Origin of the sequence: Pseudomonas sp. YL2 (assembly GCF_023063025.1) — a bacterium.
In the GTDB taxonomy this organism is placed as follows: domain Bacteria; phylum Pseudomonadota; class Gammaproteobacteria; order Pseudomonadales; family Pseudomonadaceae; genus Aquipseudomonas; species Aquipseudomonas putida_A.
The window spans coordinates 1-22,267 of sequence record NZ_JAJSLU010000009.1; the positions used below are offsets into that span (position 1 = coordinate 1).

The window sequence follows — 22,267 nt, forward strand, 5'->3', positions numbered from 1 at the left end:
CAGCTTGCCATCCACCCCTCTCACCCCAGAGTTTATTCCCTTACTCAGACACAAGCGGGCTTGCTCGCGAATGCGTCAAGTCAGCCAACATCACCGTCGAATGACACACCGCTTTCGTGAGCAAGCCCACTCCCACATTGGCTTTGCGGTGTTTTAAAGGTCGACTTTGTGTCGCGCGGCGTACAGGCAGAGCATTTCCATCGCCAGGGTGGCCGCTGCCAGCGACGTCACGTCCGCATGATCATAGGCCGGCGCCACTTCCACCACGTCCATGCCCACCAGATTGATCCCGCGCAAACCACCGAGGATTTCCAGCGCCTGCAACGTGCTCAGCCCGCCACACACCGGAGTGCCAGTGCCCGGGGCAAAGGCCGGATCCAGGCAATCGATATCAAACGTCAGGTACACCGGGTGATCGCCGACCCGCGCGCGAATCGCCTCGACAATCGCCTCGCAGCCACGCCGATGCACCTGGCGGGCGTCGAGCACGGCAAAGCCCTGATGATCGTCATTGGTGGTGCGCAAACCGATCTGCACCGAGCGCGCCGGATCTACCAGCCCTTCCCTGGCCGCGTGCCAGAACATGGTGCCGTGATCGACACGTTTGCCGCCCTCGTCCGGCCAAGTGTCGCTGTGCGCATCGAAGTGGATGAGCGACAGCGCGCCGTGTTTACGCGCATGGGCCTTGAGCAACGGATAAGTGATGAAGTGGTCGCCGCCAAACGTCAGCATCGCGCTGCCGGCATCAAGAATGAGCTCGGCGTGGGCCTCGATGCTTTCCGGAATGGTGTGCGGCGAGCCGTAATCGAAGTCGCAGTCGCCGTAGTCGATCACCGCCAGATGATCGAACGGATCGAACGCCCACGGCCAGTGGCGTTCCCAGGCGATCCCGGTGGAGGCGGCGCGAATCCCCCGTGGCCCGAAGCGTGCGCCCGGGCGGTTGCTGGTGGCGGTGTCGAACGGAACCCCGCTGACCGCCACGTCGACGCCGCGCAAATCACGGCTGTAGCGACGACGCATGAAACTGGTGATCCCGGCGTAGGTGCTTTCGGCGGCAGTGCCGTACAGGCTGTCGCGGGTCATGGCTTGGTCATTGAGCATCGGCACGTCCATCGGTGTGCTCCTTTTATTATTGATGGCTACGGAAAGTGGTCCACAGACGCGTGCGCTGGCGCATGTCCTTGAGACTCATGCTGCGGTCGGCGTACAGGCGTTCGCGCATTTCGGCGGGCGGATAGATGTCCGGATCGTTGCGCACCGCCTCATCCACCAGCGGCGTCGCGGCCTGGTTGGCGGTGGCGAAAAACAGCGTATTGGTCAGCTCGGCCACCGACTCGGGACGCAGCATGAATTCGATGAACGCCCGCGCCGCTTGCGGGTTCGGCGCGTCCTTGGGGATGGCCAGATTGTCCTGCCAGATCAACGTGCCCTCGCGCGGAATCCGGTAGGCGACTTCGTAGGTTTTGTTGGCCTTGTGCGCCTGATCGGCGGCCATGCTCACGTCGCCGTTGTAGGTCAGCGCCAGACAGACACTGCCATTGGCCAGATCGTTGATCTGCCGGCCGGTGGCGACATACAGCACCGACGGCTGGAGTTTCTGCAGCAAGGCTTCGGCAGCGGCCAGATCATGCTGGTCGGTGCTGTAGGGATCCTTGCCGAGGTAATGCAGCGCCAGACCAATGACTTCCTGCGGCGAATCGAGCACGGCAATCCCGCAGTCCTTGAGCTTGCTGGCGTACTCGGGTTTGAACAGGAGATCGAGGCTGTTCAGCGGCACGTCCGGCAAGCGCTTTTTCACCGCTTCGACGTTTAGCCCCAAACCGAGTGTGCCCCAGGTATAGGGCACGGCGTAGCGATTGCCGGGATCGACGGCGGCGAGTTTTTCCAGCAGATCGGGATCAAGGTTGGCGTAGCCCTTGAGGCCTTGATGCGGGATTTCCTTCAACGCGCCCGCTGCCAATCCTCGGGCCAGCACGCTGGACGACGGCACCACCACGTCATAACCGCTGCCACCGGTCAGCAATTTGGTTTCCAGCACTTCGGAGGTATCGAAGGTGTCGTAGCGCACATGAATACCGGTCTCCTGCTCGAAACGCTGCAGGGTTTGCGCCGGCACGTAATCGGCCCAGCTGTAGAGATTGAGGGTTTTGTCCTCGGCCTGGGCATTGAGGGCCACGGACAGCAACAGCGCGGGAAAACACAGCTTGAACACGGGAGCCATGACGAACACCTGACCGGAGGAAGTGGTGGCAGGATGCGCCGTCGGATACATTGCAGAAATATCAAGTTTGTTAACCTGACTTTATCCCGGAGTAATGCAATGCTCGGTCAGCTTCACGACGTCGATTTGCAGTTGCTGCGCCTGTTTGTGCGGGTCGTGGAATGTGGCGGCTTCAGCGCGGCGCAAGGTGAACTGGGCCTCAGCCAGTCGAGTATCAGCCAGCAAATGGCCAAACTGGAAACCCGTCTCGGCTATCGCCTGTGCAGCCGTGGCAAGGGCGGTTTCAGTGTGACGCCCAAGGGTGAGCAACTGCTGATCGCTATTCGCGCACTGTTCCAGTCCATCGAGACGTTCCGGCATCAATCCAACGGCGTTGCCGGACGGCTGATCGGTGAGGTGCGGCTGGGCTTGTCCGAGGCGGTTGATCAGTCGGTGCTGCTGCGTGTGGCGGATGCGATCCGGCGCTTTCGCGAGCGCGATGAGTCGGTGCGCATCGAGTTGATCAGCGCGATGCCTGGGGAGATGGAGCGCTTGCTGCTGCAACAGCGACTGGATCTGGCCATCGGTTATTTCTCTCAAGTGCAGAGCGCGTTCGATTACCGCGAACTGTTCCGGGAAACCCAGCATTTGTATTGCGCGCAGGGGCATCCGCTGTTCAGCGTCGATGCGCCGGATGACGCGGCGTTGCAGGCCTGCGACCGGGTGGATCATCCGTATCGATTCATGCGCACGGGCGAGCCGTTCCCGGACAAGCGCTTTTCTGCGCGTTCGGAGCAGGTCGAAGGCACCCTCGCCTTCATTCTTTCCGGCAAGCATGTCGATTATCTCCCCGATCACTACGCGCGCGTCTGGGAGGACAAGGGCTTGCTGCGCGCGCTGCGGCCTGGGGAATTGAGTTTCGAAGTGGCGTTTCATCTGGCCCGGCACCGCGCGCAGGTGCCGGGGGATGCGCAGAAGGCGTTTGAAGAGGATTTGCTCAGCGCGTTTACATGACTTCTAAGCTTTTGTGGCGAGGGAGCTTGCTCCCGCTGGGGTGCGAAGCAGCCCTCCGCATTATCCAGTCAATAGTGTTTTACGACTGCTACGCAGCCGAACGGGAGCAAGCTCCCTCGCCACAACAATGTGTGGCAGGGTGCGCGGATTACCGCCAACACCAATAAAACCTGACCTTTCAGGCAATTTTTGCTCGTTGCCCTCGCCGCCCTCTTCCGGCATCCTGCGCCTCCATTTTCTGACCCGGCCCCGCCTCACGGCGCGCAAAACACCATGACCGCCTCTGAAAAAGTCCCGCGCAACAACGATCTGCTCTACGGCCTCAACGACCGTCCGCACCTCACCGCCACCGTCTTCGCCGCGCTGCAACACGTGCTGGCGAGCTTCGTCGGCATCATCACCCCGACCCTGATCATGGGCGGCGCCCTCGGTCTGCAAAGTGAAATTCCGTACCTGATCAGCATGGCGCTGTTCGTTTCGGGCCTCGGCACGTTCGTTCAAGCCAAGCGTTTCGGCCCGGTCGGTTCCGGTCTGCTGTGCCTGCAAGGCACCAGTTTTTCCTTTATCAGCGTGATTCTCAGCGCCGGGTTCATGGTCAAGGCCCGGGGCGGCGGCACCGATGAAATCCTTTCGACGATTTTCGGCGTGTGCTTTTTCGCCGCGTTCATCGAAGTGGTGCTGAGCCAGTTCATCGGCAAACTGCGGATGCTGATCACTCCGGTGGTCACCGGCACCATCATCACCCTGATGGGCCTGTCGCTGATCAAAGTGGCGATGACCGACATTGCCGGCGGCTTCGGCGCGCCCGATCTGGGCGCCGCCAGCCATGTGTTTCTGGCCGCGTTGGTGATCGGCACTATCGTTGTGCTGAACCGCGTCGACGTGCCGTTTCTGCGCCTGGGCGCGATCGTCATCGGCCTGACCCTCGGCTACGTGGTCGCCTGGCTGATGGGCACGGTGGATTTCGCCTCGATGCCCGAAGTGCCGCTGGTCAGCGTGCCGGTGCCGTTCAAGTACGGCTTCAATTTCGACTGGGTGGCGTTCGTGCCGGTGGCGGTGATCTTCCTGGTTTCGCCGCTGGAAGCGGCCGGTGACCTGACCGCCAACTCGATGATCTCGCGGCAACCGGTCAAGGGTCCGCTGTACATCCGCCGAATCAAATCCGGTCTGCTCGCCGATGGCCTCAACTCGGCGATGGCAGCGGTGTTCAACAGCATGCCGATGGTCACGTTCGCGCAGAATAACGGCGTGATCCAGTTGACTGGCGTGGCCAGCCGCTACGTGGCGTTCTTCATCGCCGGCCTGCTGGTGCTGCTGGGGCTGTTCCCGATGATCGGCGCGGTGCTGCAACTGATGCCTAAACCGGTACTCGGCGGCGCGGAACTGGTGATGTTCGGCACCGTGGCAGTGGCCGGGATCAAAATTCTCGCCGAGGCCGGCCTGCATCGGCGCAACATGCTGATCGTGGCGATCTCGGTGGGCATGGGCCTGGGCATTGCCGCCGTGCCGGAAGTGCTGCGCGAGTTGCCGCAAGCGCTGCGTAACATCTTCGAATCGCCGATCACCGTCGGTGCGTTGTGCGCTATCGTGCTGAATATCTTCCTGCCGGAAGAATTCATTGAGCTGGAAGAAGACGATTTCGATCCGGAAGCGTCGATTCTGCAGGTCATGGAAAACCCCGATCTGCCGGCCAAAGCTGAACCTGCAACGGCAGCGGCGGTCGCACAGTTGAACCGCTGACGCTGCGCCATGAAAAAAGGGCTGAGCCGGCAACGGTTCAGCCCTTTTTCGTTGAGAGACTGTTTATGCGCCGCGTCCACGCCGTCATCCTGTCCCTGCTGCTGTTGTCCCTGAGCGCCTGCGCGCTGTTTCCCAACCGCGATCCAGTGAACATCAACGTGGTCGGCCTCGAACCGTTGCCGAGCCAGGATCTGGAAGTGCGTTTCGCGATCAAGTTGCGGGTGCAGAACCCCAATGAGACGGCCATCGATTACAACGGCATCGCCCTGGATCTGGAGGTCAATGGCCGTCCACTGGCCTCGGGCGTCAGCGATCAGACCGGCTCGATCCCGCGCTTCTCGGAAACCGTGGTCAGCGTGCCGGTCAGCGTTTCCGCGTTCTCGGTACTGCGCCAGACCCTCGGCCTGAGCCAGACACAAACCCTCGACAACCTGCCCTACGTGCTGCGCGGCAAACTCGCGGGCGGCGTGTTCGGCACCATGCGATTTGTCGACAGCGGCAAGCTGAGTTTGCCGAAGGCCACTGCTGCGACGTGGTAACCCACTAAACACACAAGTCTCCTGTAGGAGTGAGCCTGCTCGCGATAGCGTCACGTCAGTCAATAAAGGGGTTGGCTGATCAGACGCCATCGCGAGCAGGCTCACTCCTACAGGTTATGTGTCAGTCCCGAAGTTATGCGGTGAAGCGTACGCCCGGTCTGGCCCGCTCATCGACACTCAGCTCAAACACATCCGGCCGCGCATAGTGGCCGACCACGTCATAGTCGTACCGCGCCCGCACCAGCTCATCAGTATCGATCTCAGCCGTCAGCAACCCGGCCTCCCCGCGCAACGGCCCGGCCAGCACATCGCCCATCGGCCCGACAATCACACTGCCGCCGGCAATCAGCGGCCGATCCGCCGGCCAGTTGGCAATCTCCACGCCCAGCTCGTTCGGCGAAGCCTGCACCTGACAGGCGCTGACCACAAAGCAGCGGCCCTCGTGGGCGATGTGGCGCATGCTGACCTGCCACATCTCGCGCTCGTCCACGGTCGGCGCGCACCAGACTTCAATGCCCTTGGCGTACATCGCCGTGCGCAGCAGCGGCATCATGTTTTCCCAGCACACCACCGCGCCGAGTTTACCGACCTGAGTGTCGAGCACTGGCAGCGTCGAGCCGTCGCCCTTGCCCCAGATCAATCGTTCGGTGCCGGTCGGCATCAGTTTGCGATGCTTGGCCACCAGCCCTGCCTGCGGATCGAAATACAGCGCCGTGCAATACAACGTGCTGCCGGCACGCTCGATCACGCCGATCACCAGATTGGCCCCGGTGCGCGCCGACAAACCGGCCAGTGCCTCGGTTTCTGCCCCCGGCACGTCAATGGCGTTGGCGAAGTAGCGGGCGTAGGCCTCACGCCCCTCGGGCAAGCGATAGCCCAACTGCGTGCCGAAGCCCTCACCTTTCGGATAGCCACCGAGCAACGCTTCAGGCATCACCACCAGTGCCGCGCCGGACTCGCTGATCGCGTCTTCCCAGCTCAGGATCTGTTCCAGGGTTTCACCCTTGCCACCGGGCAAGGCGCCGATCTGCAGGGCGGCGACGATTGATTTGGGCATTGCGGTCACTCCATCGGGTTCAAGTGTTGCCGATTCTGCGGCGGCGCGGGATCATGAATAAACACCGACTCACTGCTGAATGATATGAACCAAATGAATATCGCAACCGTCGACCTCAACCTGCTGAAAGTCTTCGAAGCCCTGCATGAGGAGTCCAGCGCCAGCCGTGCGGCGCTGCGTCTGGGCGTGACGCAATCGGCGGTCAGCGCGGCGTTGCGCCGGTTACGCGAGGTGTATGGCGATCAATTGTTCGTGCGCACTGGTCGCGGGTTGGCGCCGACGCTCAAGGCCAATCAACTGAAACCGGTGGTCAGTGAAGCGCTGAACAAATGTCGGCAGAGCCTGGCGATGGTCGATCCGGCGGCCCACCACTATGACGGCCGATCAGTCACCGTCGGCCTGTCGGATGATTTCGAAATCGCTTATGGCCGGCGCCTGATCGAAGATATTGCCCGCCGTGCGCCGAAATTACGCCTGATCTTCCGCCAGACCCACAGCCAGATCGTCGCCCGCGCCCTGATGGAGCGCAGCATCGACCTGGCGATCACCGCCGGTGGGTTCGCCGAGCGTCTGCTCAGTCGTCAAGTGCTGGGTGAAGGGGATTATGCGTGTCTGGTCGATCCGGGCAGTCTGGCGCCCGGCCAGCAGAACATCGATTTGCCGGAGTTCGTCGCCCGCGAGCACATTCTGGTGTCCTCGGGCGGTTTTATCGGCATCACCGATGAAGGCCTGGCGGCGCTGGGTCTGAGCCGGCGGGTCTGCGCCTCGACCACGCACTTTGCCGCGCTGCCGCATCTGCTCAAGAGCAGCGGCGCGGTGGCAACCATCCCCCGCCATGCCGCGCAGGCCATTGCCGAGCTCAGCGGACTGGTGCTGCTGCCCTGCCCGCTGGCGTTGCCGCGTTACCCGATCGAACTGGGCTGGCGCACCAGCACGCAGATCGATCCGGTGGTGATCAAGGTGCGTGAGGCGATTGTCGGATGTTTCAATGCGGACTGAGGCGGGTGTTACTTGTTGGCTGCCATCAGTCGATTGACCTCACTGCGCACCATGTTGGCGAATTCCGGCGGGGACATGCCATCCAGCTCGGCGCGCACCCACTCGGCCCATTTGCCCTTGCGCTTGGAGCGTTCGCCGAACAACCGCGCGGCTTCGCCTTTGGCTTTGCCCAGATTGTTCTGCCAGAGTTCGAACAGACGGGATTTCTCGTCTTCCAGCGCTGCGCGCTCGGCGAGGGATTTGTCGGCCAGATTGAAACTCATGGGGAAATACCTGCTGCGTAAAATGGCGACATCTTACACGCTCGGCGGAAATCTCCCGCGCAGGTTTTTCTTTCGCACCTAAAATCAGTGCAACTTTTCAGTCAGCGCCACACTCCATTGATCACTGTTCATCCATCTGCAAGGAGTCACCCAATGGCCCGCAAATCCCGCGTGCAAGCCGTCGAAGACCAAATCAAGGATCAGGCATTCAGCGAACTTCAGGCTTTGATCGAAGAGTCCGACAAACTGCTCAAGAGCAGCGCCTCACTGGTGGGCGAAGAAGCCGAGACCCTGCGCGGACAAATCGCCCTGAAACTGCAACAGGCGCTGGATTCTGTTTCGAGCGTGCGTGAGCGCACCAAACCGGCGGTCGAGGCCACCGAGAGCTACATTGGCGGCCATCCATGGCAGACCGTAGCGATTTCCGCCGGTTTCGGTCTGGTGGTGGGCCTGCTGCTCGGTCGTCGTTAAGTGACATTTGCCTGATCCCATTCTGTGGGATCAGGCAGTAAACCTGTGGCGAGGGAGCTTGCTCCCGCTGGACTGCGCAGCAGTACCTCTGCTCTCAAGCAGACAACGGGGGGCCGCTTCGCGACCCGGCGGGAGCAAGCTCCCTCGCCACGTTTGTTCTATGCCAATTATTCCCCGGCCAATTCGCGCAACTGCGCCAGCGTCTGCTCCTCCAGCACAATCCCCTCGGCCAGCGACCGCGCGCGCTGCAAATGCCGACGATCACCCGGCAAGCGCTTCAATCCCACCCCATGCATCTGCCGCACCAGTTCTTCGCTGCGCTCGGCAAAACTTTGCCCGGCGGATTTGCTTGGGTCGATGACGATCAGCAGTTGTCCGGTCCACGGGGTCTTGGCCCCGGGATGGTTCGCCCAGTCGAACTCGAAGGAAAAATTGCCCCCCGTCAACGCCGCCGCCATTAGCTCGACCATCATCGACAATGCCGAACCTTTATGCCCGCCGAATGGCAACAGTGCGCCGCCCTCAAGAATGGCCTTCGGATCCTGCGTCGCCTGACCGAGACCGTCCACGCCCATTCCGGCGGGCAGACGTTCGCCCTTGCGCGCCGCGATCTGCACGTCGCCGTGAGCGATGGCGCTGGTCGCCAGATCAAAAACAATCGGCGCACCACCGGCCCGCGGCGCGGCAAAGGCAATCGGGTTGGTGCCGAACAGCGGCCGATCGGCGCCATGCGGCACCACGCAGGTCATGCTGTTGACCACGCTGAGCGCCACCAGCCCTTCTTCGGCAAACGGCTCGACGTCCGGCCACAGCGCCGCAAAGTGATGCGAGTTGCGAATCGCCAACACCGCGATCCCGGCATTGCGCGCCTTCTCCACCAGCAACGAACGAGCAGCGGCCAGCGCCGGCTGGGCGAAACCGTTGCCGGCATCGACTCGCACGAAACCCGAGGCTACGTCCTCGACTTGCGGCACAGCCTGTCCATTGACCCAACCGCTATTGAGGGTCGAAACATATCCGGGGATACGGAACACGCCATGACTGTGCGCACCGTCACGTTCGGCACCGGCGCAATTGGCAGCCAGAGTGCGGGCGACGGACGCCGACGTACCGTGGCGCAGGAAAACCTTTTCAAGCAATTGCGTCAGCGCTTCGAGCGAGAGTGTGGACGCAACGGGGGAAGACACGGAATCGTGTGGCGCAGACATCTGAAGCTCCAGACTAATTATTGGAGGGAACAACAGCGTACGAACAGCTTGCCCAGCGATTAACCACGCCCGGTACGGGTGCTGTCAACCGTTGTGGTGCCGGCTTGTCGCGGCTAGCACATTGCGCTGCCGCTGGTGCGGTAACTATGTACCACCTCTGTTATCGATCCGGTCTTTAGTCTCGTGTCTCAATTTACCGGTGCACCGGACGGTGCCCTGAACGAGACCCGATGATGCCTGCTCCCATTCCTCCCCTGCTGTTCCAGCCCATCCTCAACTCCCCCGGATCGTGGCGCGGACTCGGCAATCTCCATCACTTGTCGACTGCTGACTTCCAATGGCTGAGTCACGTGCAACTGGCGACCCACGCACTGCGCAGTCAGCAGACCCCGCCCATGCTTGCCCAGCGCATCCTGCTCAATACCGCTGGTGTGCCAGCGGTGCCTCTAGCCGGCAGTTTCATACTCAGTGCCACCCCGGATGATCACGGGATCCTGTTGTACACACCTTTCGCCGGGCTGAAAAAACATGCCAGCCTCACCGCCCTGACCGCGCACCTGGAACAGCGTCTGAACAGCGCCAGCGAGGATGACCGGCTGCTGGCGTTCCTCGCCCTTTCCCAACGCAAACGACTGGCAGAACAGCACGGCATCAGCGTGACCTACCAGCTTGTCGAGGGCGATATCTTCGAAGATCAACACGCCGTCATCGAGCATTGCCAGCAGCTCAACACGCAAGCGATGCTTGATGAATTGATGCAACTGCCCGAACTTGGCAGCCTGCTCCAGACCATAGTCGACGCACTGCTGACGCCAACGATGCGCGGCGTCGATCAGACACGCACGCGCGTGAACCTGTACGCGACCACGACTGCCACCGGCCCGGCATCGACCGACCTCGCTTCGCGGCATGGGCTTGAAGCGCTGTCGCTTGGCGATGCGCTGCTGTTGCACTATCGCCACACCGGATGGCCGGTTGGCCAGACCCATGAGTTTTCGCACCCCGACCGGACTTTCCAGGCCAGTGATCAGCAACACTGGGAGACAGCCGTCACCACGGCATCAGGCAAACTGCTGGTGTTGCTGTACCAGCAAATGGAGCGCTACTGGAATGGGCCCAGTGCTGACGGGGCCTCGCGGCGCGACGTATTGGCGCAGATCATTCGGCAGCAGGCGCTGGCGGACTTTTTGCTCAAACGCGAGGCTGGCATCATCGATCAGCGCCAATTCGACAGCCTGCTGACGTCGCTGGGTTTCAGTGAAAGTCTGGCACCTCGCGCGGCCTTGGAAACCGTGCGGTTATGGGAGCACCAGGCAAACTTCGTGGAGCTGGCCGGCGCGCTGATGATCGGCCATTCCGAAAGCTGCCTGTATACCCCGACGCACGGCTTGCAGGTGCTCAAGGACTACGCAGATCTAAAATCCATGCTGCTCGGCAAGTTCGCCAGCCCCGGGCACGAAGACGAACTCTATGGTCTGCTGAGTCTCGACGAGCGCCAGCGCTTCCTCGGTTTCGACCGGCCGCAGGTTTCCGGCAAATCGATCGCCGGAGACGTGTTCAGCGTACTGCTCGAATTGATCATCACCAAGCAACGACAGAACATCGACTATGCCTTGCAGTTGTCCCGGCACAGCGACGGCGTCGTGGATATCCGCGCACTGTTCGATAAGGCCCTGGACATCCGCTCGATGCTCCACGAGCGCCTTGTCACCCTGGATGCTCGCGGGCGCTGGAGCACCCGGCCGATGCTCACCGGCAACCCATTGCCTTCAAGGGTGCTGGCGGACACCGCCGCAGCCGAAGTGCGCAAGTTCGCCAGCATCATGCCAACCATCGCCGCAGACTTCGCCGCCCAGCCGTTGACCGTCACAGCGCTGCAGCGTACCTACCTGCAAGGTATCGCAGCGAAGCTGGCGCACGCCCTGTCTGTTGGCATCAATGGCGAAGCACGGTTGAGAGTCCTGGACGGAACGCTAAGCCGTCATGCACAAACCCTGGTCGACACCGTGTTCAATCCGGATCACCCGGATCGCAGCCGCCGCAAGGCGCTCAACGGGATTCGGCCGGATGCCTGGTCATTGACGTTACAGGTCGCCGGTGAGAGCGAAGTGCTGCCGCTGGCCAACTGCGTCCTGCTCACGGAACGCGGTGGCCTCGATACGCAGCACTCCGGACGCGCGATCTTGTGGACCCCGGCTCTGGGCCTGGAAGTCTTCCGCTCGATCGAGCACGCCAGACAGGTTTTGAGCCAGCGGCTGCTGGATCCGCAAAAACGCCTGGTGCTGCTGGAAAACCTTTCACCACAGCACCAGAGGTTCCATCAACGCTACACGCTGGGACGGTTACAGCTGATCAGCGGCAATGTCCTGCAGGATCGCACCGAATCAGCGATCGAACACTTTCTCCAGCGCTGTGAACAGGTACGGGGCCGCCATTGGCCAAAGCCACGGGAACATCAGATCCTCAAGACGTTGAGTGAGCAAGTCGTTGAGACCAACCTGCAACGCGCCACCGCTCTGGCGATGGCACTCGGCAAGCAGCATTCACTGCCTGCCTGGCTGGGGATGGCCAGGCTTGAAGATCAGCAGTTGCACCTGGAACTGCTGGAACAGTGGCGGCACAGCGTCATCGACGACGAGGATTATCTCCATGCGCTGCCAACCTTGCGTGATTACATCAGGCAGACGCTTGAAACGCTGCTGAGCACCCGCTTGCACAGGCAGGATCTCGACCCCGAACAGATCACCGTCACCCCGGCGCTACCCCTGATCGGGTCCGCGATGAGCCTGACCGATTTCGCCTTGAACCATGCGCATATTGCCCAGGACACTGCATTCACCCTCAGCTCGAGCACCGACCGGGCGCTGCCGACGGGACTCGACCAGCAAGCGGTCAGAAGCCTGCTGTTGTCCTTGAACGTTGCGACAACATTTGCCAATAAGATCACCACGGTGTTGTCCGCGAATGACGTCGACGCCGAACAACGCAAGCTGCGTTTCATCCAGCAACTACCCTGGCAACTGCTGCAACATGCCCATCAGTTACAACTGCAACAACGCTTGTCGACAAAAGCCTTCGACTTGATTACACAGGTGCTCGACATGCCCGATGCCGTCGCTCGTGCGACCGTGCAAGGGGCCGATGCGATTGTCCGGCCGTTGGCGCTGATCAAGACCGCCGAGGCATCCGCGATCAAGGCGCTGGGGCTGTACTTGATCGGCCCTGCGGAAAAACCCGGCCCTCAGGTGCTTTATGCGCCCTACCATGGAGAACACGCATTCAGTGAGTTCGAGGACGAGGCGGCAGTGATCGCCGCGCTGAATACGCCGGGCTCACTGCAGGACCTGCTGCTGCGCCGCTTACCGGAAGGTCAGCGTTCGATCTTCAGCGCGTTGTTCAAGGCGAGCAGCGGCCAGACGAGCGAGATGACCCTGGCCACCACCCCGATCAACGGCAACTTGCTGCTGCAGTTGTTCGACGACAATCTGGCCTTGTTGCCGCACTTGCTGAGCAGCCATTCGCTGCCATCGGCGCAGGCGGATTGGGACGCCGCGAAGCACCTGTTCAGTTCCGGCATCCAGCAGATCCGGGGCCTGCTGCCGGGTAAACTCGCCTATGTGCAGTTTCTCTGGCAAAGCTACAAGGACTTCATGGGGTCGGCCGAAGCGTTGCAGGATCACCACTGGAAACGTGCGCTGGAAACCTTTGTCGCCGGCGCAGCGGAGATGATCAGTCTCGGGCGACTGGCGCTGGAGTCACGTCTGGAATCTCAAACCGTGGCAGCGCCGCAACCACCGCAGCCAACCACGCTGAGCACCCCCGTCCTTGCGCAGACAAAGCCGACCGATCCGCTGCGCACCTCGCTGCAGACGTTCGAAGCTCCGACTATCGCCCTGAAGGATCTGACTCACGATGCTGCCGAGGGCACGTATCAGGATCTGACAACCAAAGCGACTTACGCCCCTATCGCCGGCAAAGTCTATCCCGTGGAGCGGCCGGGAGCCGTCTGGCAGATCAAAGGCGCCGAGCAGCCAGGCCCGGTGTTGCAACACACCGCTTCCCGGCAACTGGTGCTGGATCCGGATCGCCATACCGTGCATTTCGGCAAGGCCATGTCGACGATGTTCAACCATTACGCCACCCATCGCCAGGCGCGGTACATGCTGAATATCGAAGCGCAAGGCATGGAAGAAATCCGCGCCCGCCATCCGGAAAAAGCCCGCATGTTGATCGAGGCAATTGATCTGGCCCGGCATTACGCGTTCAACAGCCTGCACAATCTTGCGCAACTGAGAAACTATGTGCCGGGCACCCGCCTCGATACTTTTCTCAAGTCTTTTTTTGACGTGCAACGGATCGATGCCGACATTCTCGACAAGCTGAAGCAGGCCATCGTGCCGATCTGTGATGCCTTGGTCGATCCAACAGAAGACCTGTTGAACACCAGTCGCTTTGTGGTCGGCTCGAACAGACACAGCAGCTCGGGTGTAATAGCCTTTGTACTGGGTGGCGATTTACTCAAGAAAGTCCATTTCACCGAAAAGTTCTTCAATCAAGGGCTGGATTGGTACAACACAGGCCTGACCGAACCGTTCAACGTTGACGGGCATGCACGGGCAGCGACGCTGATCCACGAGTTTTCCCATCAGTTCAGCAAGACCGTCGACATTGCCTCCCTGGAAGCGCGGCGCCCGTTTGCCGACTTGATTGCTACGGTGACCGGTTACGGAGCTGCCCGCAAACAGGTACAGACACGATTTCAGCGCGAAGCACTGTCACTGTCCACGCGCCGTGAAGAGCTGTTTTCGCGCTGGAGCGACAACCTTCAGGAGTGGCTCGATATCGACGAGTTTGAGGGCATGGAACATGTGCGCAGGGAAGTTCTCAAGACCACGGGGACGAGGAATCTCGAGGACGCGCGAACGGCGTTTCTCAGCCCGACCAACCCGCATCCACGCATCGACACGATATTGCGCAATGCCGATTCGATCGCCTTCCTGATTTGCGAAATGGGCCGCCAGCTGGATCCGGTAACCCAACCTCACGGAGGGCTCAACTGAGGTAAAAAAAATGCGCAGGCGGTTGGCCTGCGCATGGTGTATCGCTGGGTGAACTCAGTCTTTCTGGTCACGCAATACATTGCCCGAGGCGCCATCGATGCGGAACTCATATACCGAACCGTCGGCCTTGCGCCCCTCGCCTTTCCAGTAGCCGTCATTGTCGGCCTCGATTTCATAGACTTCGACGTAACCGGCCTTGGTTTTCACGATCTCGATAGCCTTTTCAATGGTGACCCAGCCCGCACCGGGACGATCAGCCATGGCGGCACCGGCGCTGAACAAAGCGGCGGTGGCGATTGCAGCGGCTAAGGTTTTTTTGATCATTTTTTCACTCCATTTGTGGATGATGTTCCTCTGATGTCCTGTTTTTGGGCGTCTGCCGGAAAAATAAGTTCCACTTTGATGGGCAATTGCCATGACGGATGTTCTCGGCACCCGGCTCGCAAGGTTAGAATGCAGCAAATCAGGACGAGTCAATGACCCAAGAATCCCTCTCGGAAGCCGAATACGATGCGATCACCGATGCCGCCGCGCACTGGTGCATGCGTCTGCACGCCGTAGACTGCTCCGCCGAGGAGCGTCTGGCTTTCGAGCAATGGCGCGATGCGCATCCGCTGCATGCATTCGAATACGAAGCGATGCTGGAGATCTGGGACGTTGCCGAACATCTGCCACGTCCGCAGACGCCGCCGAGTGTGCCGCTGAATAAACCGCTGCCCGCCTGGCGGCGCTACGCAATTGCCGCGAGCGTCTGCGCCCTGGCCTTGCCACTGGCGGCGTACGGTGGCTGGAATCTGGGCTGGTTGCCCAACAGCTATCAGCATTTCGCAGCCACCGACAATGTCCGTCAGGTCACCTTGAGGGATGGCAGTCAGGTCGAGCTCAACCTCAATACTGAGTTGACCTTCAGCAATTACAAGGACGAGCGGCGGGTCACCCTGAAAAAGGGTGAAGCGTTTTTCGAAGTCAGCCATGACCTCTCCCACCCGTTCGTGGTCAGGGCCGGCGAAGGCAAGATCCGCGTGACCGGTACCCGCTTCAATGTCTGGCTCTACGAAGATCAGGTGCGGGTCAACCTGATCGAAGGCTCGGTGCTGGTAACCAGCAACGCCGCCCTGCCCGGCGACGGTCTGCGCCTGGGGCCGGCCATGCAGGCGCAGTACCGGCATGGCGACTACACGCCACAGATCAGCCAGACCTACGCCAACGATAACGCCCTCGCCTGGCGCAGTGGCAAGCTGGTGCTCGACAACCTGGCACTCAACGAAGCCTTGCCGCTGATCAATCGCTACCTGAGCAAACCGCTGAAACTGGCCGACGCCAGTACCGGCGCAATCCGTGTCGGCGGTGTCTACAACATCAAAGAGCTCGGCGGCCTCGTCAACACCCTGCCCAAGGTGCTGCCGGTCTACCTGACGCGCAATACCGAGGGTGATCCGGTGATCAACTCGATGCCGCGGCAGCCACCAAAAACCTGAAACCGGGCACCACCTGCCACGGTTAACTCAGGGCAACAAAAAAGCCGCTGTTCCCGTCAAGGAGCAGCGGCTTTTTCGTTCAGCCTGACTTACTGCGCAACCACCTCGGTGCCCTTGCCCGCCACCTCGCGAACCGTTTGCACCTGATACTGCGGATCGGCAGCGATCTGCTGCTCAGTGAACGGCAACACACTCCACTGCTTTTTCGAAAACGCCTCGGTCTGATCCCGGGAGTATTTCGACTCAGGGTCACTGGACAGCGAGAACGCCAGCAACCCTTGAGCGTGCGGGCCTTTGTCGTCGAAGGTCACCACTTGCAGGTAGCTGGTGCCGCTGACCACTTCGAGTTTGCCGTCTTCACGCGGCACGCTCTGGATCGCGTTGTAGATCCCCAGCGTTCCCGGCCCGCCGTGAATTGCGGTTTGTTGAGCGCCGCTGCTCGCCACCTGAATATCGCCCCAGCGGGTTTCAGGTTTGAGACCCATTTTCTGCGCAGTGGCAGCCGACGCCAGCAGCGCTTCACGCAGTGCCTTGCTCACCGCCGGTTGCTCGATCGCCAGACCGCGTGGCGTGTGCTGCGGGTCTTTTGGATCGAACGGCACACGCCAGACATCCGGCGACGCTTGCAGCGCCTGCATGATGTTCTGGAAATGCACCAGACCAATGCCCGAATCCAGATTCGCCCGGCCATCCCAACCCTTGAGACTGGCACAAACCGGCTTCAACGCGGCCGCGTCCGCACCCAGATCCGCAGCGCAGAACTTCAGCAGATCGGGCAGCACCTGAGTCGCCAGATAGACGTTGTCATCCATCACCATCTGTTGCAGATCCTTCACCGCCAGCGGCCCTTTTTTGCCGAGTGTGTTCAGGCGCTCCAGCGCAAATCTTGATCGCAGGCCCAGCGGCTGGCCGTCCTGACTGATCAGCGGCGAGAACCCGGTCAGCGGTTGTGCCGGGTTCGCCAGCCACGCGGAATCGTTGGAATGCTGGACGAAGTCCTTGCGCAACAGTTGCGGCAGCTGGCTGGCAGCATAGATACCCTTCTGCGCAGCTTGCGGATCGATATCCCAGGCGCAAGTGCTGTTGGAGCCGTCGAGCACGATCATCTGCAAGCCGATGCGCGGGTCGCTGCACTTGGCCAGTTTGTCGGCGCTGACGTTCGGCACCACCGACAGGTTCATGTACAGCGTCTGCCCCTTGTCATCCACGGCCAAGGTGTTGACCCAGGGGATGCCCTGAAGCTTGTGCACCGAATCCTGCAGAGCCTTGAGGCTCGACGCCTGGTTCATCGCGTACCACTGCGTCAGCACGCGATCATTGTCCAGGTTGGCGTCGCGCAGGCTGTAGGCGTACTGATGATCCCAGTCGAGTTTGCCCGGCCATTGCACGATCGGGCCGAACTGCGAGCTGTAGACATCGCGCGAGACCGGCACCACCTGACCGTCCGCCTGTTTGACCTGCACAGTGACCGTCTGCTTGTTCAACGGCAGCGACTTGCCGTCGAGCAGGTAGCGGGTCGGGTCTTTCGGGTCGAGTTGCAGACGATACAGGGTGAAATGTTTGGATGAATCCACCGTGTGGGTCCAGGCCAGGTGCTGGTTGAAACCGATGTTGATCATCGGCAACCCCGGCAAGGCTGCGCCCATGACGTCGAGTTTGCCCGGAATGGTCAGGTGCATCTGGTAAAAGCGCATGCCGCCAACCCATGGAAAATGCGGGTTGGCCAGCAGCATGCCGCGTCCGTTGAACGAGCGTTCGCTGCCGACCGCCACGGCATTGCTGCCGCGATCCAGAGCGAAGCGCTGCAGGCGCGCGTCCGCCAACTGATAGGCCCGGGCATCGCTGCCGAGCTGCGCCGTGGCCTGCGGCGGCGTCGCGCCAGCCAGGGCTTCGGCGAACTGCCCGACACCGCCCTCGACCAACAGGCGCCGAGTGAGTTTGACCAGATCTTCGGCGCGGATATCACGCACCCACTCACCCTGGCACTGTTGCGGCAGACCCTGCTGGCGGCGTTCGGCGAGATAACGGTTATAGCCCGCGGCATAACCTTCCACCAGGTCGTGCACCTGCGCCGGTTGCGCGTCCCAGAAGGTTTTCACCGCTGCGGGAGTGTTGAGCCAGGTGAAGAACAGGTCGCTGACGCGATTCTCGCGTTGTTCGACGGTGAACTGCTCCGGCCCGAAATAACGCGAGCGCTGGCCATTGACCGTGACGATCTCGTTGGCCAGCAGGCACAGGTTGTCCTGCGCGTAGGCGTAACCGATGCCGAAACCCAGTCCGCGTTCATTTTCCGCGCGGATGTGCGGCACACCAAAGGAGGTGCGGCGGATATCGGCACTGGCTTGTGCAGCGGGACTGAACGCATGGGCAGACAGACTGAGTCCGAGAAACGCACCGGCGAGGGCCAGTCCGGTTAACTGTCGGGAAATAATCACACTCGCTCCTGAACGACAAGACAAGGATCGGCGCTTGCGCCGGATCCACTCTGAAATTGATTCATGCGCCTGGGCGCAAGACGGCTGTTCAGGAAACGAATGCGAGAAAAAAAATTTAGCCCGATTGAGGAAGGTGAAATTCACTGATTACGGGAAAACAACGAATAACCGACAAAATTTCTACATATTTCCTTTCATGATTTGTCGTGCTGAAACGTCTTGTTTACTGAGAGCAGTCAAAACGTTTCCTGATCGGGCTCTGAAAAGGAGTAACCCCATGTACAACTCGCAACTACCAATGGACGGTAGCCAGGCGTCACAAGGAGCTTCCATGAGTTCCCGCGCGAGCAGCTTCGCCCCCAGCCCCGAGCGTCAGGGCAATGAGCGTATTCGTCTGTTGCTGAAAAGCTTCGGCCTGCGCACCAGTCTGATTCGTCTGAAAGTCATCGACGCCCTGCTGGTCGCCGCACAAAGCGATCGACGCCTGGGCGTGCGCGGCGTGCACAGTCAACTGCTGGACCTGGATATTCCGTTGTCCTTTCTCAGCGTGCGCGAAGTGTTGAAGCGTCTATGCGCCGAAGGTGTGGTCACTTTCAACCCGGACAAGAGTTACAGCCTGCATCCACAGGCTGCTGCCGTGCTCAATCACGATTGAAGCGTCCCGCGATCGCCGTCAGGGCTTGACCTTGCGGCGCATCACCCCGTTGATCACCACCACGACCACCGCCACACCCATGGCGATGTACTGGAACATCTTCTGACTGATCATTCCGGCATTTTGCAGCCAGGACAGGCCGAGCATGATCGCCAGCACCGACAGGGCGATCAGGATCGAGTATTTCAAACGTTGCTTCTGGGTCATTGCGGGTTCCTGAAACTTTCAAATGTATCCGGTTTGTATCCGGTTGCATGCCATGCACATACCGTGTTGCGGGGATGGGCCTGGCCGAACGCGGTCTCATGTTACAGCCGATGAAGAGTTTTGGCTTCATGCCGGCGTAACCATGAGGACCTTTGAAATGTTCCGTCGAATCACCTGGCTGATTCCACTCCTTGCCGTACTGACCTTGAGCGGCTGCATCATTTTCCCCCACGGCGGTTGGCATGATGGCCACCATCGTTATCAGGAAGGCCCCGGTTATTACCATCGATAGAACAGGATCGTTCGCCCGCCGGTGCGCCTGAAATACCGGTCGGGATACCTCACCAGCCTTTTCAATGCCAACCATGCCCGCCCGCCAGCGGGCATTTTTGTTGGCGCGCCAGTGCCTAGCCAATGCCTTTTCGATCAGCCTGCGGGGGTCAGTAAATACGCTGTAAGTATTTGAAATTTCATGTCGCAGCAAAGGATTGGCTGCCGCGACAACTCTGCCTCTAGTCTCTGCGAACTTTTCTCGCTTACTGAAACAGGGATGTTTATGCAGAGAACCTTGATCGTAATGGCGCCCGTGCAGATTATCGGATTCTGCCTGGCCATTACCGCTTTTGAACTGCTCACCTATATGGCCAGCGACATGATCATGCCGGCCATGTTGACGGTGACCGGCGAGTTCAACGCCGATACCCGGCATGTAGCCAACGCCTTCAACCTGTATCTGATTGGTGGCGTGTGCCTGCAATGGCTGATCGGCCCCCTTTCCGACCGTTACGGCCGGCGTCGCTTGCTGTTGCTCGGTTGTGCGCTGTTCGGCCTGGCGTGCAGCGCCGCAGTCATAACGCAGCGCATTGAAGCCTTTAATGCGTTGCGCCTGATCCAGGGCATGGGCCTGGGCTTTGTGGTCGCCGTCAGCTACCCGACCCTGCAGGAAGTGTTCTGCGAGGCCGATGCCGTGCGCCTCATGGCATTACTGGGCAACGTGGCGCTACTGTCGCCGCTGCTCGGCCCTTTACTCGGCAGCCTGCTGCTGGAATGGCTGAGCTGGCGACAGATGTTTCTGGGGCTGGCGGTAACGAGTGTGCTTGTCTGGCTCGGTCTGTTTGCCTGGATGCCGGAAACGATCGACGTCGTGCGCCGTGACGGCCAGCGACAGGCTCCAGCGGCGTTTTCGCTCAGGCAGATCGGCCTGGGTTACCTCGCGCTGCTGCGCAACCGCCGATTCATCGGCGCCAGTCTGACACTGGGCCTGATGAGCCTGCCGCTGATTGCCTGGATCGGACTGGCGCCGGTGCTGCTCATGCAACGCCTTGAGCTGTCTGCGCTGGAATATGGCCTGTGGCAAATCCCGGTGTTTGCGGCGGTGATCCTCGGTAATTTACTACTGGATCGATTGCTCGTCGGGCACACGCTCGCCCAGGTGATCGGTCTGGCCCTGTGGCCGTTTTGCCTCGGACTGCTGGGGCTGATCGCTGCTGCCCTGAGTTCGGCTGCGCTGCCATTGGCCGTTTGCGCACTGGCCGTGTATGCACTGGGGCTTGGTATGAGCAACGCCGCGCTGTACCGCCTCGCGCTGTTCTCCAGCGATGCGGGCAAGGGGCTGGTCTCGGCCATGATCGGCATGCTGTCGATTGCCGTGATGGGCAGCGGCGGCTCGCTCATCGCCATCATCGGCGGTGGCTCGAACCTGCAATCCTTTTCCCTGCTCGCCGGCCTCGGCGGCCTGCTGTGCCTGCCCCTGCTCTACCGCCTTCTGGGGCACCCGCCGCGTCCACCCCACATCAATAAGGATATTCGATGACTCTGTTCCCCCACAGCGATGCGCTTTGCGCATTGCCGCAGCCCTATTGCCAGGAGGCCGTCCCCAAAGGGCTGTTCAATCTGGCCATGAGCGAAATCACCCGGTTTCACGCTCACCATACGCCCGGTTATGGCCACTGGTTGAACGCCCATGCAATCGCTGTCGATGACCTGGACGAGCTCGACGACTGGTCGCAATTGCCACCGATTTTCGCCAGTTTCTTCAAGCAAGAGATGCTGCTCAGTCCGACGGGCGAAGACGCCCTGGAACTGACTTCCTCCGGCACCAGCGGGCAGAAGAGCCGCATGCGCTACGACGCGCGCAGCCTCGGCGCCGCGCAGTACATGGTCGAACGGATTTTCGCCCAATATGGCTGGATTGCCCCGCATGCCCCGTGCAACTACCTGTTGCTCGGCTATGAGCCGGAGCAGAAAAACACCTTGGGCACATCCTTCACCGATCAATTCCTGTGCGGTTTTGCTCCCGCCAATCGGGTGGTTTACGCCCTGCGTCGCAATGGTAACGGCCACCAGTTTGATCTGTTCGGAGTGATCAGCGCCTTGCAGGCCTTTGCCGAAGAAGGTCTGCCGGTGCGCATCTTCGGCTTTCCCGCCTTTCTCTGGGAAACCCTGCAACGCATGCGCGCCACCGGCGTGGCGGACCTGCAACTGCCAGCTGGATCGCTGGCATTTTTCGGCGGCGGCTGGAAAACCCGCGCCGCCGAAGAAGTCCCCAGACAAGCCCTGTATGCACGGATCCAGCAACAACTGGGCATCGCTACCCAAGACTGTCGCGACGGTTACGGCGCCGTCGAACACGCGGTGCCTTACGTCGAATGCGCCCACCATCACTTTCATGTACCTGTCTACGCAAAGGTGTACGTACGCAGCCCAGTGGATTTTTCGGTCTTGCCCTATGGGCAGCGCGGCCTGCTGAGTCTGGTCTCGCCCTACATTTCCTCAAGCCCGGCCCATGCCGTGGTCATGAGCGATCTGGCCACGCTGCATCCCGGCACCCGTTGTGCCTGCGGTCTGGCCAGCGACTGGTTCCAGTTGCACGGCCGCGCCGGCACCACAGCCGCGAGGAGCTGTGCCATGGCCGCGTCCGAACTGCTGGGGAGGCACTGAT

Annotated in this window: 19 protein-coding genes; 11 read left to right on the forward strand and 8 right to left on the reverse strand. The window is 60.9% G+C overall.

The features are described 5' to 3' along the window. Positions 1-153 precede the first annotated feature (153 nt). Together speB and LVD08_RS14425 are read right to left on the reverse strand one after the other, a co-directional pair. Positions 154-1,113 carry an agmatinase gene (speB, locus tag LVD08_RS14420; protein WP_247268470.1) on the reverse strand — a complete coding sequence of 320 codons (960 nt, stop codon included), beginning with the start codon at positions 1,111-1,113 and terminating at the stop codon, positions 154-156. A 16-nt stretch (positions 1,114-1,129) separates the two neighbouring features. After that, the gene (locus tag LVD08_RS14425; protein ID WP_247268471.1) at positions 1,130-2,221 is read right to left on the reverse strand and encodes a polyamine ABC transporter substrate-binding protein; all 1,092 of its coding nucleotides are present in this window, start codon (positions 2,219-2,221) and stop codon (positions 1,130-1,132) included. Positions 2,222-2,320: 99 nt separating this feature from the next. Between LVD08_RS14425 and LVD08_RS14430 the strand changes: the two genes are divergently transcribed. The 3 genes from LVD08_RS14430 (at position 2,321) to LVD08_RS14440 (ending at position 5,493) form a co-directional block, all read left to right on the forward strand. Further along, positions 2,321-3,214 (forward strand): LysR family transcriptional regulator, encoded by an 894-nt coding sequence (locus tag LVD08_RS14430; protein WP_247268472.1) that lies wholly within the window; start codon positions 2,321-2,323, stop codon positions 3,212-3,214. 273 nt (positions 3,215-3,487) lie between these two features. Then, positions 3,488-4,954, forward strand: coding sequence for a nucleobase:cation symporter-2 family protein (locus LVD08_RS14435; RefSeq protein ID WP_095135642.1), 1,467 nt, complete (start codon positions 3,488-3,490; stop codon positions 4,952-4,954). A gap of 65 nt (positions 4,955-5,019) precedes the next feature. Further along, on the forward strand, positions 5,020-5,493 hold the full coding sequence (locus LVD08_RS14440) for an LEA type 2 family protein (RefSeq protein WP_086791096.1): 474 nt from the start codon (positions 5,020-5,022) through the stop codon (positions 5,491-5,493). A 133-nt stretch (positions 5,494-5,626) separates the two neighbouring features. Here the strand turns inward: LVD08_RS14440 and LVD08_RS14445 are convergent, their stop codons facing one another. Beyond that, entirely contained in the window at positions 5,627-6,550 is a 924-nt protein-coding gene (locus LVD08_RS14445) for a carbon-nitrogen hydrolase family protein (RefSeq protein ID WP_225138875.1), read from the reverse strand. Between the two features lie 84 nt (positions 6,551-6,634). Between LVD08_RS14445 and LVD08_RS14450 the strand changes: the two genes are divergently transcribed. Continuing rightward, a complete protein-coding gene (locus LVD08_RS14450; RefSeq protein ID WP_247268473.1) occupies positions 6,635-7,549 on the forward strand; it encodes a LysR family transcriptional regulator in 915 nt (304 codons plus the stop codon). Between the two features lie 8 nt (positions 7,550-7,557). Here LVD08_RS14450 and LVD08_RS14455 read toward each other — a convergent pair whose 3' ends face one another. After that, the gene (locus tag LVD08_RS14455) at positions 7,558-7,812 is read right to left on the reverse strand and encodes a hypothetical protein (protein ID WP_003224595.1); all 255 of its coding nucleotides are present in this window, start codon (positions 7,810-7,812) and stop codon (positions 7,558-7,560) included. Between the two features lie 153 nt (positions 7,813-7,965). Here LVD08_RS14455 and LVD08_RS14460 point away from each other — a divergent pair, with 153 nt between their 5' ends. Then, a complete protein-coding gene (locus tag LVD08_RS14460) occupies positions 7,966-8,283 on the forward strand; it encodes a DUF883 family protein (protein WP_007961870.1) in 318 nt (105 codons plus the stop codon). A 167-nt stretch (positions 8,284-8,450) separates the two neighbouring features. Here the strand turns inward: LVD08_RS14460 and LVD08_RS14465 are convergent, their stop codons facing one another. Continuing rightward, positions 8,451-9,491, reverse strand: a complete 1,041-nt coding sequence (locus LVD08_RS14465; RefSeq protein ID WP_247268474.1) for an Ldh family oxidoreductase — start codon at positions 9,489-9,491, stop codon at positions 8,451-8,453. Positions 9,492-9,724: 233 nt separating this feature from the next. Here LVD08_RS14465 and LVD08_RS14470 point away from each other — a divergent pair, with 233 nt between their 5' ends. After that, positions 9,725-14,551: a hypothetical protein gene (locus LVD08_RS14470; RefSeq protein WP_431061465.1), complete on the forward strand. Its 4,827-nt coding sequence runs from the start codon at positions 9,725-9,727 to the stop codon at positions 14,549-14,551. A 54-nt stretch (positions 14,552-14,605) separates the two neighbouring features. On the opposite strand, the gene LVD08_RS14475 is transcribed toward LVD08_RS14470, so the two are convergent. After that, positions 14,606-14,875, reverse strand: coding sequence for a PepSY domain-containing protein (locus tag LVD08_RS14475; protein WP_007961867.1), 270 nt, complete (start codon positions 14,873-14,875; stop codon positions 14,606-14,608). Positions 14,876-15,027: 152 nt separating this feature from the next. Between LVD08_RS14475 and LVD08_RS14480 the strand changes: the two genes are divergently transcribed. Continuing rightward, entirely contained in the window at positions 15,028-16,029 is a 1,002-nt protein-coding gene (locus LVD08_RS14480; protein ID WP_096797502.1) for a FecR family protein, read from the forward strand. 89 nt (positions 16,030-16,118) lie between these two features. Here LVD08_RS14480 and pvdQ read toward each other — a convergent pair whose 3' ends face one another. Further along, on the reverse strand, positions 16,119-18,464 hold the full coding sequence (gene pvdQ / locus LVD08_RS14485) for a bifunctional acylase PvdQ (RefSeq protein WP_247268476.1): 2,346 nt from the start codon (positions 18,462-18,464) through the stop codon (positions 16,119-16,121). Positions 18,465-18,741: 277 nt separating this feature from the next. Here pvdQ and LVD08_RS14490 point away from each other — a divergent pair, with 277 nt between their 5' ends. Next, positions 18,742-19,119 (forward strand): fe2+ zn2+ uptake regulation protein, encoded by a 378-nt coding sequence (locus LVD08_RS14490; protein WP_027612026.1) that lies wholly within the window; start codon positions 18,742-18,744, stop codon positions 19,117-19,119. A gap of 18 nt (positions 19,120-19,137) precedes the next feature. On the opposite strand, the gene LVD08_RS14495 is transcribed toward LVD08_RS14490, so the two are convergent. Then, positions 19,138-19,326 (reverse strand): hypothetical protein, encoded by a 189-nt coding sequence (locus LVD08_RS14495; RefSeq protein WP_007961862.1) that lies wholly within the window; start codon positions 19,324-19,326, stop codon positions 19,138-19,140. Between the two features lie 157 nt (positions 19,327-19,483). On the opposite strand from LVD08_RS14495, the gene LVD08_RS28050 reads away from it, so the two are divergent. From LVD08_RS28050 to LVD08_RS14505, 3 genes are all read left to right on the forward strand, one after another. Beyond that, the gene (locus LVD08_RS28050; RefSeq protein ID WP_256214187.1) at positions 19,484-19,618 is read left to right on the forward strand and encodes a hypothetical protein; all 135 of its coding nucleotides are present in this window, start codon (positions 19,484-19,486) and stop codon (positions 19,616-19,618) included. Positions 19,619-19,882: 264 nt separating this feature from the next. Continuing rightward, positions 19,883-21,139: an MFS transporter gene (locus tag LVD08_RS14500; protein ID WP_247268477.1), complete on the forward strand. Its 1,257-nt coding sequence runs from the start codon at positions 19,883-19,885 to the stop codon at positions 21,137-21,139. After that, positions 21,136-22,266: a LuxE/PaaK family acyltransferase gene (locus LVD08_RS14505; protein ID WP_247268478.1), complete on the forward strand. Its 1,131-nt coding sequence runs from the start codon at positions 21,136-21,138 to the stop codon at positions 22,264-22,266. The genes LVD08_RS14500 and LVD08_RS14505 overlap by 4 nt, the downstream gene beginning before the upstream one ends. Position 22,267: the final 1 nt, after the last annotated feature.

Bases quoted from the DNA above. Each gene is read 5' to 3' on its own strand.
- LVD08_RS14500 (WP_247268477.1), top strand. From the start codon at position 19,883: ATGCAGAGAACCTTGATCGTAATGGCGCCCGTGCAGATTATCGGATTC.
- LVD08_RS14455 (WP_003224595.1), bottom strand. From the start codon at position 7,812: ATGAGTTTCAATCTGGCCGACAAATCCCTCGCCGAGCGCGCAGCGCTG.
- speB (WP_247268470.1), bottom strand. From the start codon at position 1,113: ATGGACGTGCCGATGCTCAATGACCAAGCCATGACCCGCGACAGCCTG.
- LVD08_RS14465 (WP_247268474.1), bottom strand. From the start codon at position 9,491: ATGTCTGCGCCACACGATTCCGTGTCTTCCCCCGTTGCGTCCACACTC.
- LVD08_RS14505 (WP_247268478.1), top strand. From the start codon at position 21,136: ATGACTCTGTTCCCCCACAGCGATGCGCTTTGCGCATTGCCGCAGCCC.
- LVD08_RS14495 (WP_007961862.1), bottom strand. From the start codon at position 19,326: ATGACCCAGAAGCAACGTTTGAAATACTCGATCCTGATCGCCCTGTCG.
- LVD08_RS14425 (WP_247268471.1), bottom strand. From the start codon at position 2,221: ATGGCTCCCGTGTTCAAGCTGTGTTTTCCCGCGCTGTTGCTGTCCGTG.
- LVD08_RS14440 (WP_086791096.1), top strand. From the start codon at position 5,020: ATGCGCCGCGTCCACGCCGTCATCCTGTCCCTGCTGCTGTTGTCCCTG.
- LVD08_RS14490 (WP_027612026.1), top strand. From the start codon at position 18,742: ATGTACAACTCGCAACTACCAATGGACGGTAGCCAGGCGTCACAAGGA.
- LVD08_RS14430 (WP_247268472.1), top strand. From the start codon at position 2,321: ATGCTCGGTCAGCTTCACGACGTCGATTTGCAGTTGCTGCGCCTGTTT.
- LVD08_RS14460 (WP_007961870.1), top strand. From the start codon at position 7,966: ATGGCCCGCAAATCCCGCGTGCAAGCCGTCGAAGACCAAATCAAGGAT.
- LVD08_RS14450 (WP_247268473.1), top strand. From the start codon at position 6,635: ATGAACCAAATGAATATCGCAACCGTCGACCTCAACCTGCTGAAAGTC.
- LVD08_RS14480 (WP_096797502.1), top strand. From the start codon at position 15,028: ATGACCCAAGAATCCCTCTCGGAAGCCGAATACGATGCGATCACCGAT.
- LVD08_RS28050 (WP_256214187.1), top strand. From the start codon at position 19,484: ATGTTCCGTCGAATCACCTGGCTGATTCCACTCCTTGCCGTACTGACC.
- LVD08_RS14470 (WP_431061465.1), top strand. From the start codon at position 9,725: ATGCCTGCTCCCATTCCTCCCCTGCTGTTCCAGCCCATCCTCAACTCC.
- LVD08_RS14445 (WP_225138875.1), bottom strand. From the start codon at position 6,550: ATGCCCAAATCAATCGTCGCCGCCCTGCAGATCGGCGCCTTGCCCGGT.
- LVD08_RS14475 (WP_007961867.1), bottom strand. From the start codon at position 14,875: ATGATCAAAAAAACCTTAGCCGCTGCAATCGCCACCGCCGCTTTGTTC.
- LVD08_RS14435 (WP_095135642.1), top strand. From the start codon at position 3,488: ATGACCGCCTCTGAAAAAGTCCCGCGCAACAACGATCTGCTCTACGGC.